Here is a 14,732-nt window from a genome sequence, read left to right as displayed (position 1 = left end):
TCCTTTACTCAGAATATGCATCTTTTAAAGACATGAATTCTACTATTTTATATCTATCTTTCATTTTTTCTCTAAGTTCATTTACATCAACATTCTCACCTACTTCTATAGTAAGTTCAAAAAAATCTGACTGTCTATCATAACTCTCTTTTAAAGTAATTGTAACTAAATCAACCTGCATTTTAGCAAGAAATCCTAAAAAAATTGCCAGAGAGCCTCTTTTATTTTCTAAGCTTAATATAATTTTATATCTAAGCGGTGCATTTCTAGTCCATTTTACAAAAATCATTTCTTTGCCTGCTTGCATAAGCTTAGAGGCAGTTTCACAAAGTTTATGATGAACTATTACACTATGGTTATTTCTAAAACCTATAATATCATCACCCCTCTTAGGGTTACAACAGTAGTCAAATTCTACATCATTTATTTTGTAATTAGAATACACAACTATATTATCAAATTTTTGCTTTTTTATCTCATATTTATTGCCAAAATTTAAAGAAAATGTCATATTTTGTCTTGGATATTTTTTCAAAGCATTCACAACATCTTTAAAAAATACAGAGTCATTAACAATTTTAAAAACTTTTTTTCCTAAATTTTCATTTTCAATCCATCTTAAAATGTTTCTTTTTTTTGTATTAAATGTGGAGCAAAGTATACTAATAGCAATATAATTATTTATATCTTTTATCTTTTGTTTGCAAAATCCTCTAATAGCTGCTTTTGCTTTGCCTGTTTTTACATTGTTAAGCCAAGAACAACGATATCTTGGGACTTCATCCGTTACAATTTTTACAAAATCACCATTTTTTAGCTCAGCAAGAAGTGGTGCTCTACTTTTATTTATATACGCTTCTTTTGCATGAAGACCAACTTCACTATGTATCTCATAAGCAAAGTCAAGAGCGGTTGCGCCTCTTGGTAAAGTTATGATTTCACCTTTTGGAGATAAAACATTTATATCTTCTATATATAAGCTATCTTTTGCATATTCATAAAGTTCTTCTGGATTTTCATCATCTTGATTTATGGTAGAAATATCCCCCAACCATTCAAGATGTGGTTTTGGGAGCTTTTCGCCATCTTTATATTTCCAATGCGCTGCAACGCCGTATTCTGCAGTCTTATGCATATCAAAAGTTCTAATTTGAGCTTCTATTATGGCTTTATCTACAAAAAGTGTAGTGTGTATAGTTTGATAGCCATTTTGCTTTGGAAGAGCGATATAATCTTTAAATCTAGAAATAAGTGGACTAAAGTTTGTATGCAAACATCCTAAAACTAAATAGCAATCTTTTGGCTTATTAACCAAAATTCTAACTGCTAATAAATCCAAAACTTCTTCTATAGAAATGCCTTTTCTTTGCATTTTTAAATATGTTGAGTAATGGTGTTTTAGTCTTTTTTCTATAATAAAATCATTTTCACTAAATCCATTTTGAAGCAAAATTTTTGTCAAATCGTCGCTAAAACTATTTAACTTTAACTGAAGTTGCTGTTTAAATTTATTAATATAACCATCTATTTTTTCATATTCTTCTGGTAAAACATGCTTAAAGCTCATATCTTCAAGCAAATTTTTTATAGAAGAAATTCCTAGCCTATGTGCAATTGGAGCATAAACAACTAGAGTTTCTTCACTTATTCGAAGTTGTTTTTCTGGCGAAAGCGCATCTAGTGTGTACATATTATGAAGTCTATCACAGAGCTTTATTATTAAAACCCTAACATCCTCTATTGAGACAAGTAGCATTTTCCTAAAACTGAGAGCGGATCTTGCCAGTCTTTCATTAGAGTCTGATTGCACAAGTTGATCATCTCTAATCTCTACTATTTTTGTAAGGCCTTCAACCAAATTTGCGACCTCAAGTCCAAATTTAGCTTTTATTTGTTCAAAACCACAGCATGTATCTTCTATAACATCGTGAAGAAGAGCTGAAAGAACCATGCTTTCTTCTCCACCCATGTAAGCAACTATAGTGCTTACAAGTATCGGATGTATAGCATAAGGCTCTCCACTTTTTCTAGTTTGATCCTTGTGAGCATTTATGCAAAACTCAATAGCTTCTTTTACATTATCACTTGGCGTGCAAAATTTAAATAGCGCCGATTTAGCAGACTCAAGATCTTTGCAATAAGATAATTCCATTAAAAGATCTTCTAAAAATAGACTACTATTTTTTTGTTTCAACATCAGCCTCTATTATAACTTTTCCATCAGCTATTTCCAATATAGCAATATCGGCAAATTTCATCTTTCTAGTATCCATATCTATAAGAGGTTTTTCTCCCATAGAAAGCGCTTTAGCTCTTTTTGAAACAGCAAGTGCAAGCTTATATCTATCTCCTTTAAAATTTATAAGCGCTTTTGATACGATTTCTTCTGTTCTCATTATATCTCCTGATTTAAATTTCTCACTATAGAACACTCACTAAAATCACCGTTTGCAATTTTTAGTAAATTTCCTTCTTTAAACATATTACACACTACTATGGGTAAATTATTATCTTTTGCTAAAGCAATTGCAGTATCATCCATAACCTTAATATTGTCTTTTAAAGCATCTTCATAGCTTAAAACATTTAACAATGTAGCTTCTTCAAATTTATTTGGATCTTTATCATATACACCATTTACCTTTGTAGCTTTTATTATAAGATCAGCACCTATTTCAACCGCTCTAAGTGTTGCAGCCGTATCGGTTGTAAAAAATGGATTTCCAGTTCCTGCCGCAAAGATAACAACACGCCCTTTTTCCAAATGTCTTTGGGCTCTACCCAGGATAAAAGTTTCACAAATTGCTTCCATTTTTATTGCACTTTGAACCCTTACATCCATTCCAACATTTTCTAAAGCCTCTCTCATTGCAATGGCATTGATAACAGTTGCAAGCATTCCCATATGATCACCGCTTGATCTTTTTATTATGCCACCAGCTGAAGCACTTACACCCCTTATAATATTTCCGCCACCAATTACTATGCTAACTTCAATATCATTTAAAACAAGCTCTTTTATATGAGATGAAATCTGTTTAAGTATCGAAACATCTATGCCAAACCCTGTTGTTCCAGCAAGAGCTTCACCTGAAAATTTAACCAGTATTCTTTTTTTCTTATCCATTTTTGACTCCTAATTAACCCTATATTTTATCAAAAAATGGTTTAAACTTATATAATTTAAAAAGAAATCATCTCAAGTGGATCTATATGATAGTTTTGTTGTGTAACCTCAAATGTTAAATCTTTTTTGACTCTTCCTATGGTATAACCCTTAGAAACTTTGCTTCCTACACTTATAGTTGGCGCAATCTGTGAAAGATGAGCATAAATAGTATGAATGCCATTTGGATTTTCAATTATAACAACATTATTCAAAACACTTGTATTTTTTGCAAATACAACTCGCCCAGAAAGCACGCTTCTTACTTTTGCATCTGGTTCATTTGAAGAAAGAACAACTGATTCATTAAATATCTTTATATTATAAACCGAATCAACATAGTTCCCAAATTTCTGCTTTACACTAAAATTTTCAAGCGGAGCAATAGTTTTCTCTCCAGAATATCTTTTAACACTACCCTTTTGATAGCTTGAGCCAACAACTTTGACATCACTATCTGATTGTGAGCCTTTTTTAGACTTGGAAGTTTTAGTCCTAGCTTCTTCTTCTCTTCGCCTTCTTTCTTCATCTTCTTTTGCACTTAATATCTTTAACTCTTCAAGTGTCTTTCTAAGTTCATCTTGTTGTGCTTGAAGTTTTGTTAACCTAGAAAGGTAGATATCTTTATCTTTTTTTGATTTCTCAAGCGCATTTGAACGCTTTTTTCTGGTTAGTGTGAGCTCATTTTTTTTATCTTCATACTCTTTTAGGCTATCTTTTATGCTCTTTATTTTAGAATTTTGTGTTTTGATTAAATTTGTTGTTTCTTCATAATTTTTAGCAAGTTGTTCAAATTTTGACTTCATATCTTTATTTAAATTTGATATAACTTCTCTACTTATTATACTTTCTTCACTATCTTCAATGTCATCGCCTAAAAGCAAATCAAAAGAGAAATTCTCTGCCATTATGCGTATCATCATTTCTTCCATATTTTGTTTGCTACGAACAAGATCGGAATTTTGTTTTGTAAGTTTGTCCAATTCACCAAGTACAAGAGTGGATTTTTCTTTAAGCTCATCAACCTGGGTTTCTAATTTTTTGATCTGTTCGTCTGTTGAAACTATATTTTTTTCTCCTTTAACTATATCATCAGCTAATTCTTCTAGTTTTTTATTTAAAGATTTTTCAAGCTCTTGCGTAGATTTTAAAGTATTTGATTTATCGGCAATTTTTTCTTTTGTAGACGTTGCGCCATTGCAAAAACAAGCAAAAATAATAAAAGCGAGAAATACATTTTTTTTCATATACGAGACTTCGATGTTTTTATCATTACAAAACTAACAGCAATAAGTGTTAATATCAAAGATATGCCAAAAAGTAGACCAAAATCGCTAAAGATATCAATATCAGGAACCATTATGGCTAGTTCAAAAAAGGCTTTTCTTACTAATTCAATATTAAAAATAACTACAAAAAGAGCAATTACAAACACGCTTGAAAATAAAGAACTAACAAAAGCCATTTTATATAATGCTCCGCCTTTTAACCAAAAAGAAGCTCCAAAAAGTGACATTATATCAATTCTTTCCCTATGTTCATATAACCAAATTTTCATCTGTTTATATATGAGAATAAGCCCTATTAACATTATTAAACCAGCAAAAATATATGAAAAATATTTTGATATTATAAGAAATTTATAAATTTTATCGTGGGTTTTTGAAAATGTCTCTACTCTTGTAACTCCATCTATTTTTAGAAGTTTAGCTTTTACTTCATTCATATATTTTGTACTAGGAAATGCATTTAATTTTACTGAATAAAAGTTAGGTAGAGAGTTTTTTAAAATTGATAAATTTTTTGATGAAATATCTTCTTTTAATTTATCTATAATAGGATCAGTTGTAAGTTTTTGAACTGATTCAAATGTGTAAATTTGTTCTTTTAGAACAGTTTCGTTAATATCATTTTTCGAAACTACTATAATATTATAATCATTGTTCATAGCTATTTCATAATTTTTTACTATACTCTTTGTATTAAAAGAAACCTCGAGTGAAAAAAGCAGAATAAACAATGGTAAAATAACACTCATATTACTTTTAAAAGATTTCATTTACATTTCCTTTTTCTATAGTAAAATGTCTATATTGCATCCTTAAAAGCGTTGGTATTCTATGTGTTACAACTATAATCGTAGCACCAAGCATCTCTCTTGCGGATCTTAATAAACTCCATATAATATCGCTTGAATAATCATCTAAGTTTCCTGTTGGCTCATCGCATAAAATAAGCATAGGATTGTGGGCTAATGCTCTTGCCATCGCAACCCTTTGTTGCTCACCGCCACTTAATTCAAATGGATATTTATCAGCTTTATGAAGCATATTTACATGATTTAGTAATTTTGTACTCTGTTTTTTACAAGTATTTTTAGAAAATCCCTTAATCAAAAGAGGGAGCATGACGTTTTGTTCAACACTCCACTCGTTTATAAGGCGGTAGTTTTGAAATATAATGCCAATTTTTCTCCTTAGAGAATTTAAATTTGACTTATTAATCCCATTTAATTCATACATACAAACATTTAAACTACCTTTTCTTGGAGCTATTTCACCATAAAAAGATTTTAAAATTGTAGATTTTCCACTTCCACTCTGTCCTGTTATAAAAACAAAATCATTTGGAAATATCTCGAAATTTGCACTATTTATAACAATATCATCTTTTTCATAACCAAGAAGCAAATTTTCTGTTTTTATTATAGGCTCTGGCATTTTTCCAAAAACTCCTTTAGCGTATTGTGTGCCATAAAATTCTCTTTTGTTGCAAGCGGTTTTTTTATTATATATTCACATTTTTGGAAACTTATAAAAACATAGCAATGTTCTGGCTTATAAAAAGCACCCAAAGAGAGTTTTATTAAAATTTCATCATTTGATTTTTCATAACAATTTTCTAAATGTATAAAGTGATCATCTCGTTTTATAGTGATATTTTTAAAGTTAGTTTTTATGGCAACTGGATTGTATCTTTTATCAAAACTCATATCAAATTTTATATCTTTTATATCGTCATCTTCTAAATTTACAAAAATCATATCATATATATTTTTTTGTTGTTTTTTCCATCTATCTTCATATTTACTACTAACTTCTAAATTTGCATCTTTTTTTATTTCAATATGCGAATATCTCAAATTTAAGAAATGTTTTATAGTAAAATCAACATAATCTCTATCATCGCTTCTTAACTCAAATTTACCATTTTGTTTTAGAATTCTCTTTGTTTCATCGGCAAAGCTTTCAGAGACAACTCTTCTATGTTCTGCCTTTTCCCATGGAACTGGAAAATGCATAAAAACCTTATCTATACTATGCGATTTTATTAATGAAAAAATTATTCTTGCATCTGAGTTTAAAAGCAAAATATTGTTTAAATTTTGAGCCATAGCAAGTTTTGCAACTTGTTCTATGGAAGGTTTATAAACTTCAATGCCAATTACCAAAGTATCTTCATTTTGCTTAGCTTGATATAAAAGATGCCTGCCTGAGCCAAAACCAATTTCTATAAAAACTTTTTTAAATTGTGCTTTATCAAGTGTACTTAAAAAATCTTCTTCATTAACCAAAATAGAAGTCTGTTTTATTAACCTATTTTGTTTAATGGCAATTGTATCGCATATGATGCCATTGCAAAACTCATTTTTAAAAACACTCAAAGCCTTTTGCAAAAGTCCAACTTTAGCTGGCCTTGTTAGCTCTTCGCCTTTTATAACAAAATCATTTTTTCTTTTTTTTATAGTTATAAAAAAAAGATCATTTTCAACTTCAGTTAAAACTATAGTATCAAATTTACTTTTCGCAGACCATAAAAAATGAACTTCATCTTTATAAAAAGGAAATGAGGACTCATTTATAAATGTAGCAACAAAATTTGGCATTTATTTCGCTAAAATCGTAACTTCATTAGATTCTTTAGAGTTTATGCCATACTCATCAACTCCGACTACTTTATATGTGTATTTTTGACCTATCGTTAAATCACTATCTGTATAAGTTGTATCTGTAAGTTCAAAACTGCTTTCTTTATCATTGCCACTTTTCTTTAAAATATAACTTACTGTTTTATTATCTTTTGGCTGCCAATTTAGCATAACTGCACCACCAGTATAATCTGCCTTTGTAAAAGTAGGAGAATTTGGAGCAGATAGCGTACTACCCACAATTCCCTCTTTTTGCTTATCACTTTCTAGTCCAGTTACATCAACAGCTGTAACTGTATAAGTTTTTGTAACGCCATTTTCATTTATTAAATCCTCATAACTATTTGTTTTTGGACTAGCTATAAGTTTTGCTGGTAAAAATTTATTGCTTGATGCGTATACATTATAATGAGAGAAATCCTCGCTTGAGCTAGGATTCCAGTTAAGAATTATCTTTTTGGGCTCAGTGCTTGTAGCACTTAGCCCAGATATTTGTTTTGGTTTTGGTTTGGTTTGAGCATTAAAAATATCACTCGGTCTAGATACTACACCAGAACTTGTTTTTACACTAATTCTGTATTTATAAGACTTGCCAGAATTAAGACCGCGGTCAATATATTCGGCATTTAATCTACCTTTTACCTCTGCTATTTTTTTCCAGTTGCTTGTTCCAGATTCTGTTCTTTCTATAATATAACTATCAACCCTTAAATCAGGATGTGGTCTCCATAGAATTTTAACTCTTTCAGGTAATCCCTCTATAGTTTGAGCAAACGGAACTGATTCTATAACGTTTTGAGTTCTAGCTGTTACAATTTCACTTGGTGCAGAGGCGTTATTTGAAGCATCATAAGATCTCATCATATAATCGTATGTTCTCTCTGGCGATAAGCTTGTATCAACATAGTGAGTAGCATATCTATCTGGTATCTTTGCAACTACATTAAAACCATTTGAACCACTATCTTTTCTATACAAATAATAACCCTCAACATTTTCATCACCTCCAAGAGATGACCACTCAAAACCAATTTCTGTCATATCACTTATGGTTTTGATATTTTCAACTTTTGGCAAGTTTGAGCTTGTATTACTTGGAGATTTTGTAGCACATCCACTCATCAATACCACAAAACAAACCCCTGATATTAGGTATTTGCATATTTTCATCTAATAACTCCTTATTAAAATTAATTAAACTTAGAAAATCATCATATAAACTAGCACAAAAACTCATAGGTAAATTTGTACTTGGATGTATAAAATAAATTTCATACGCATGAAGCATTACTCTGCTTATTTTATCATTATCGCTCTTAAATCCGTATAAATTATCGCCTAAAATATGCCTTGATATTGAGCTTAAATGCACTCTTATCTGATGAGTTCTACCTGTAAAAAGCTTAGCTGCTATTAAATTTATTTTACCATCGCTGTAAACATTTGCAAAAGCGCTTTTTGCGTATCTTCCATCATTTACAATAGCTTTTTTAAGACGATTAGTTGGATTTCTACCAATTGGTCTTTCTACTATACAATTTTCCTTTAAAGAATGATCACAAAGTGCAATATAAATTCTTCCCATTGTCTTATCTCTAAGTTGTACACTTAACTTCTCATGAGAATAGTTATTTTTAGCTACAACCATAACGCCGCTTGTGCCTTTATCAAGCCTATGGACAATACCTGGTCTATTTTGTCCATTCATATTTGAAAGTAAAGTTTTTCTTTGTACTAACCAATCAACAACAGTATGATCTTTTACACTTGGGGCCGAATGGACAACTAAATTTGGTGGCTTATTTATAACAAGCAAATCATCATCTTCATAAATAACTTCTATATCAAAATTAACTTTCACATCTGAAATAATCTCTTGTTTTTCTGGAAAATTTATAGTTATTTTATCATCTTGATATATCTTAAAAGATGGTTTTATGGCTAAAATATCATTTACTTTTACATTTGAACTTTTTATTAAATTTGAAATTTGATTCCTTGAAACACTCAAAATAGTAGATAAAAAAACATCCAATCTTTCATCATTAGAAGTTACATAAATTTCTTTCAATATATCTCTCTTTTATGGTATAATTTGCACGAAAGGCAAATTTTGATAAGACTTGATAAGCGTATTTTAACACATTTTGATTATATTCAGGTAATTTTAGTAATTCCTATAATAATTTTATCATATGTTTTAGTTTCAGATGCATACGATATACTAGCAAGCAAACAGCTTGTATATTTTGGAATAGGAGCACTATGCTTTATTGCTTTCTTTTTATTTCCCATAAAAAGGTTTGAATGGTTAATACCTTTAGTATATTGGGTAAATATATTTCTTCTTTTTAGTGTTGATGTTTTTGGAGTAAGTAAACTAGGAGCTCAAAGATGGCTAGAAATTCCTTTTGTTCATTTTACAATACAGCCAAGCGAAATTATGAAACCAGCATTTTTACTAATGCTTGCTTATATCATAAAACAAAAGCCGCCAGAAGCAAATGGATATGGCTTGAAAGATTTTTTAAAAATAAGCTTTTACATAATCTTACCTTTTGCTTTGATTTTAAAAGAACCTGATTTGGGAACAGCGATTATTTTATTTTTGGTTGGTTTTAGCATACTTTTTATAGTTGGAGTAAATCAAAAAATCTGGATAACGCTCATTATGATTGTTGGAATTTTATCACCTATAGTTTATGAAAATTTACATGATTATCAAAAAAAACGTATAGTTGATTTCATATCAGAAGAACCAAGCTATCAGGTAAAACAATCTATAATAGCAATAGGAAGCGGTGGCATAAGCGGTAAACCAAAAGATGAAGTAACACAAACTAAATTCAAGTTTTTACCTATCGCAACAAGCGACTTCATATTTGCATACACAATAGAAAGATTTGGATTTATAGGTGGAACTTGTCTTATGTTGTTATATTTTCTTCTTGTAATTCATCTTTTTAGTATAGTATATTGGAGAAAAAAAGATTATTTCACCATAGTTATGTCTGTTGGCATAGCCTCAATGATATTTATTTATGTTGGAGTAAACATATCAATGACTATAGGCTTTGCTCCAGTAGTAGGAGTTCCTCTTCCATTTTATAGTTACGGCGGAAGCAGTTTTATAACTTTTATGTGCTTATTTGGAATCTTACAAAATCTTATAACTTTTAGATATGATCCACTTTATAAATTTATAAAAATCAAATTTTAGTTTTTAAATTGTTTCCAATTTTATGTAACATTAATTTCAAAATTTTAAGGAAAGAATTTTGAAAAAATCAATAATACTAAGCTTTATTTTAGCTACTTTTTGCTTTGGTATAAAATTTGAAGTTATAGATGCAGACATGAAATTTAACAAAGATTTCAATCTACCATTTGTTCCTAATATAGGCTATGGAAGCGGTGCTTTTCATATGAAAAATGATGAAAAAGATATCATTTATACTATAACAGACCGTGGCATAAATATCGACTGCAAAGATACGAAAAAGATTTTAGGGGATGAATACTGCAAAGAAGGCAAGGTTTTTCCTTATCCAGAGTTTAGTCCGACTATTTTTAAACTAAAAATAACAGATAATGGATATGAAATACTGCAAGAAATCAAACTTAAAACATCTGAAAATAATTTAATAAGTGGTGTGTCAAATCCTAATACGGAACCAAGTTTTTCACTAGATAAAAAAGAAATTTATGATGTAAATGGCATGGATAGCGAAGCTTTAGCCATAGCAAGCGATGGAATCATTTATATAGCCGACGAATATGGACCTAGTATATTTATAGCTGACAAAAATGGAGTTATAACAGAAAGATTAGTTCCTAAAGGTGTAGCAAAAACTTTAAATGGTGCAACATATAAAATAACAGAGTGTTTTCCATCTAAACTTAGAGAAAGACAACTAAATAGAGGATTAGAAGCAATTGCTATAAGTAACGATGAAAAGAAGCTTTATACAATTTTACAAAGCCCTTACAAAGATGAAATAGATAAAAAAATCGTTCCATTTTTTGTTATAGATAGAGCTAAAAAAGAAGTATTAAAAACTTTTTTGTATCCACTTGATGATGTAAAAAGTTTTACTAAAGACAATAAAAAGAAAATTAGAAAACAAAACGATGTAAAGATAAGCGAAATGTCAGCGCTACCTGATGGAAATTTAGTAGTTCTTGAAAGGATTAGTAAAACAACCAAATTTTATAAAATAAACCCAAAAAATGTTCAAAATGGTGTTTTACAAAAAGAGCTGATTTTTAGCACAGATAATTATGATGGCTTTCCTTCCAAAATAGAAGCTATAGCGATTATAGATAAAAATAACTGGATTTTAATAAATGATAATGACTTTGGCATAGAAAACGATAAAACACAAATAATAAAAGTAAATTTAGAAAAATAATTTATAAAAGTGAGTAAAAATGTCCTCAGCGAGGTTCGAACTCACGGCCTCAAAATTAGGAATTTTGTGCTCTATCCAGCTGAGCTATGAGGACAAAATATTTAAAGTATTTAAAAAAGTCAAAGGATATAAATCCTTTGACAGAAATTTTATTAGCCATTTCTCTTTTTAATAATCTCTTCGCTAACATTTTTAGGAACTTCGTCATAGTGATCAAATTCCATTGAGTATGTAGCACGACCTTGGGTTTGGCTTCTTAGGTCAGTAGAGTAACCAAACATCTCTGAAAGTGGGCAGAATGCATCTATGATTTTATTTCCGCCTCTTTCACTCATATTGTTTACTTGACCACGGCGTTTATTAATATCACCAATAACATCACCCATATACTCCTCAGGAGTCTCAATCTCGACTTTCATAATAGGCTCAAGTATAACAGCGCCAGCTTTTCTAGCACCCTCTTTAAAGCCCATTGATGCAGCAAGCTTAAAAGCCATTTCAGAAGAGTCAACCTCATGATAGCTACCATCAAATAGTGAAACCTTAACATCTTCAACAGGGTAACCAGCCAAAACACCGCCTTGCATAGCTTCTTGGCAGCCTTTATCAACAGCAGGGATATACTCTTTTGGAACAACACCGCCCTTAATCTCGTTTACAAATTGATAACCAGATCCTGGCTCCATTGGCTCAAGGCGCAAGAAAACATGCCCATATTGACCACGACCACCAGATTGTTTTGCATATTTATACTCTTGCTCAACTGTTTTTCTAATAGTCTCACGGTATGCAACTTGTGGTTTACCAACTTCAGCTTCAACTTTAAATTCTCTTAGCATTCTATCTACTATAATTTCAAGATGTAGCTCACCCATACCAGATATGATAGTTTGACCACTTTCCTCATCTGTTCCGACTCTAAAGCTAGGATCTTCTTGAGCAAGTTTTTGTAAAGCTATACCCATTTTTTCTTGATCAGCTTTAGTCTTTGGCTCAACTGCTACGCTGATAACTGGATCTGGGAATTCCATTCTTTCTAGAATTACTTTATCTTTTTCACTAGCTAATGTATCGCCTGTTAGAGTATCTTTTAAACCAACAATTGCACCAATTTCACCAGCATAAAGCTCTTTTATCTCTTCACGCTTATTTGAGTGCATTCTTAAAATTCTACCAATTCTCTCTTTTGTATTTTTAACAGTATTATAAACATAACTTCCACTCTCAAGTTTACCACGATAAACACGAACAAAAGTAAGCTGTCCTACGAATGGATCTGTCATTATTTTAAATCCAAGACCAGCAAATTCGCCATCATCTGTTGATTTAACAGTTACTTCTGCTCCATCTTCATAAACACCTTTTATATCAGCAACTTCATCTGGAGCTGGCAAATAGTCTACAACAGCATCAAGAAGCGGTTGAACACCTTTATTTTTAAAAGCAGTTCCACATAACATAGGAACCAAATCAAGATTTAAACAACCTTTTTTGATGCCACCTTTTATCTCTTCTACACTAAGCTCTTCACCGGCAAAAAATTTCTCTAATAATTTATCATCTGTCTCACAAATAGCTTCTATCATTTTAGCACGATACTCTTGCGCTTTTTCTTTTAAATCTGCAGGTATCTCTTTTTCTGTATAGTTTGTTGGAATTTTATCATCTTCCCAAACATAAGCAGCCATTTTTACAAGATCAACTACGCCTTTGAAATCATCTTCTGCGCCAATTGGAATTTGGATTGGAACAGGATTGGCTTTTAATCTATCTTTGATTTGTTTTTCAACGTTAAAGAAATTTGCACCAACTCTATCCATTTTATTAACAAAAACAATTCTTGGAACACGGTATTTATTTGCTTGTCTCCAAACTGTTTCACTTTGTGGTTGAACCCCTCCAACTGCACAAAATACAGCAACTGCACCGTCTAAAACCCTCATAGATCTTTCAACTTCTATTGTAAAATCAACGTGGCCCGGAGTGTCTATGAGGTTAATTTGGTGATCTTTCCAAAAACATGTTGTAGCAGCAGAAGTAATAGTAATACCGCGCTCTTTTTCTTGTTCCATCCAGTCCATAGTAGCAGCACCATCATGAACTTCACCTATTTTGTGGCTCATACCTGTGAAAAATAATATTCTTTCACTTGTCGTTGTTTTTCCAGCATCTATATGAGCAGCGATACCAATATTTCTAACCATATGGAAAGGTGTTTTTCTTGCCATTATTTCTCCTTATTACCAGCGATAATGAGCAAATGCTTTATTTGCCTCAGCCATCTTATAAGTATCTTCTTTTTTCTTAAATGAAGCACCTTTTGAATTTGCAGCATCCATAAGCTCATAAGCTAATTTTTCCACCATTGTTCTTTCACTTCTTTTTCTTGAAAAAGCTATCAACCAACGAATCGCTAGAGCTTGTTGTCTTGCAGGGCGAACCTCTATAGGAACTTGATATGTAGCACCACCAACACGGCGTGATTTAACTTCCATAACTGGTTTTACATTATCAATAGCATTGTTAAAAACATCTATTCCTTTAACTTCGCCACCTTTTTTGTCTATAAGTGCAATTGCATCATACATAATTTCAGTTGCAACAGCCTTTTTACCATCATACATTAATGAATTTATAAATTTAGTAATGATTTTACTGCCATAAATCGGATCTGGCATTACTTCCCTAACAAGGGCTTTTCTTCTTCTCATTTTTATTCCTTCAAATTTGTGATTAAATTTTACTCAAACATTACTCAAAATAGTAAGTCTGTTAAAATAAACTATAGTTATTTACTATCTTTTGGGCGTTTAGCACCGTATTTAGATCTAGAAACAGTTCTTTTAGCAACACCAGCAGTATCAAGAGCACCGCGAACAATATGGTATTTAACACCTGGTAAGTCTTTAACACGACCACCACGAACAAGCACAATTGAGTGCTCTTGTAAGTTGTGTCCCTCACCGCCTATATAGCTAATTACTTCAAAGCCACTAGTAAGTCTTACTTTGGCAACTTTTCTAAGAGCTGAGTTTGGTTTTTTAGGAGTTGTAGTATAAACCCTAGTACAAACACCGCGTCTTTGTGGACAATCTTTTAACGCAGGAGATTTTGATTTCTCAGTAATTTTCTTGCGTCCTTTTCTAACCAATTGATTTATGGTTGGCACATTACTTCCTTTCATCATTAATAAATTTTAATCAGAAAAATGATTATATTTAAATTT

The 14,732-nt window shown here is 31.0% G+C and carries 14 protein-coding genes and 1 tRNA gene; 2 read left to right on the top strand and 13 right to left on the bottom strand.

Annotated features, from left to right (window positions below; translation table 11 throughout):
• Positions 1–4 precede the first annotated feature (4 nt).
• Genes ACZ5VL_RS06955 through ACZ5VL_RS06915 form a run of 9 tightly spaced genes read right to left on the bottom strand, consistent with a single transcriptional unit; the run spans position 5 to position 9,165 of the window.
• Positions 5–2,197: a RelA/SpoT family protein gene (locus ACZ5VL_RS06955; protein WP_464198261.1), complete on the bottom strand. Its 2,193-nt coding sequence runs from the start codon at positions 2,195–2,197 to the stop codon at positions 5–7.
• Positions 2,178–2,396 carry a DNA-directed RNA polymerase subunit omega gene (locus ACZ5VL_RS06950; RefSeq protein ID WP_464198260.1) on the bottom strand — a complete coding sequence of 73 codons (219 nt, stop codon included), beginning with the start codon at positions 2,394–2,396 and terminating at the stop codon, positions 2,178–2,180. The genes ACZ5VL_RS06955 and ACZ5VL_RS06950 overlap by 20 nt, the downstream gene beginning before the upstream one ends.
• Entirely contained in the window at positions 2,396–3,127 is a 732-nt protein-coding gene (gene pyrH, locus ACZ5VL_RS06945; RefSeq protein WP_464198259.1) for a UMP kinase, read from the bottom strand. Before pyrH ends, ACZ5VL_RS06950 begins: the two co-directional genes overlap by 1 nt.
• Before the next feature lie 56 nt (positions 3,128–3,183).
• On the bottom strand, positions 3,184–4,413 hold the full coding sequence (locus ACZ5VL_RS06940) for a murein hydrolase activator EnvC family protein (protein WP_464198258.1): 1,230 nt from the start codon (positions 4,411–4,413) through the stop codon (positions 3,184–3,186).
• Positions 4,410–5,225 carry an FtsX-like permease family protein gene (locus tag ACZ5VL_RS06935; protein ID WP_464198257.1) on the bottom strand — a complete coding sequence of 272 codons (816 nt, stop codon included), beginning with the start codon at positions 5,223–5,225 and terminating at the stop codon, positions 4,410–4,412. Before ACZ5VL_RS06935 ends, ACZ5VL_RS06940 begins: the two co-directional genes overlap by 4 nt.
• Positions 5,212–5,886, bottom strand: coding sequence for a cell division ATP-binding protein FtsE (locus ACZ5VL_RS06930; RefSeq protein WP_464198256.1), 675 nt, complete (start codon positions 5,884–5,886; stop codon positions 5,212–5,214). Before ACZ5VL_RS06930 ends, ACZ5VL_RS06935 begins: the two co-directional genes overlap by 14 nt.
• Positions 5,871–7,052, bottom strand: a complete 1,182-nt coding sequence (gene trmB, locus ACZ5VL_RS06925; RefSeq protein ID WP_464198255.1) for a tRNA (guanosine(46)-N7)-methyltransferase TrmB — start codon at positions 7,050–7,052, stop codon at positions 5,871–5,873. Before trmB ends, ACZ5VL_RS06930 begins: the two co-directional genes overlap by 16 nt.
• Positions 7,053–8,264: a fibronectin type III domain-containing protein gene (locus ACZ5VL_RS06920; protein ID WP_464198254.1), complete on the bottom strand. Its 1,212-nt coding sequence runs from the start codon at positions 8,262–8,264 to the stop codon at positions 7,053–7,055.
• A complete protein-coding gene (locus ACZ5VL_RS06915; protein WP_464198253.1) occupies positions 8,185–9,165 on the bottom strand; it encodes an RluA family pseudouridine synthase in 981 nt (326 codons plus the stop codon). Before ACZ5VL_RS06915 ends, ACZ5VL_RS06920 begins: the two co-directional genes overlap by 80 nt.
• Before the next feature lie 42 nt (positions 9,166–9,207).
• Between ACZ5VL_RS06915 and ACZ5VL_RS06910 the strand changes: the two genes are divergently transcribed.
• Together ACZ5VL_RS06910 and ACZ5VL_RS06905 are read left to right on the top strand one after the other, a co-directional pair.
• Positions 9,208–10,314, top strand: a complete 1,107-nt coding sequence (locus ACZ5VL_RS06910; RefSeq protein WP_464198252.1) for an FtsW/RodA/SpoVE family cell cycle protein — start codon at positions 9,208–9,210, stop codon at positions 10,312–10,314.
• Between the two features lie 58 nt (positions 10,315–10,372).
• Entirely contained in the window at positions 10,373–11,506 is a 1,134-nt protein-coding gene (locus ACZ5VL_RS06905) for an esterase-like activity of phytase family protein (protein WP_464198251.1), read from the top strand.
• Positions 11,507–11,526: 20 nt separating this feature from the next.
• On the opposite strand, the gene ACZ5VL_RS06900 is transcribed toward ACZ5VL_RS06905, so the two are convergent.
• From ACZ5VL_RS06900 to rpsL, 4 genes are all read right to left on the bottom strand, one after another.
• A tRNA-Arg gene (locus ACZ5VL_RS06900) sits at positions 11,527–11,600 on the bottom strand.
• A gap of 58 nt (positions 11,601–11,658) precedes the next feature.
• Positions 11,659–13,734, bottom strand: a complete 2,076-nt coding sequence (gene fusA, locus ACZ5VL_RS06895; protein WP_464198250.1) for an elongation factor G — start codon at positions 13,732–13,734, stop codon at positions 11,659–11,661.
• Between the two features lie 12 nt (positions 13,735–13,746).
• A complete protein-coding gene (rpsG, locus tag ACZ5VL_RS06890; RefSeq protein ID WP_464198249.1) occupies positions 13,747–14,217 on the bottom strand; it encodes a 30S ribosomal protein S7 in 471 nt (156 codons plus the stop codon).
• A gap of 77 nt (positions 14,218–14,294) precedes the next feature.
• A complete protein-coding gene (gene rpsL, locus ACZ5VL_RS06885) occupies positions 14,295–14,675 on the bottom strand; it encodes a 30S ribosomal protein S12 (protein WP_033916220.1) in 381 nt (126 codons plus the stop codon).
• Positions 14,676–14,732 lie beyond the last annotated feature (57 nt).

This window comes from Campylobacter sp. GTC17093, from assembly GCF_055397635.1.
Note: the sequence above shows the minus strand (reverse complement) of the source record. Positions and strands in the feature narration are given on the sequence as shown.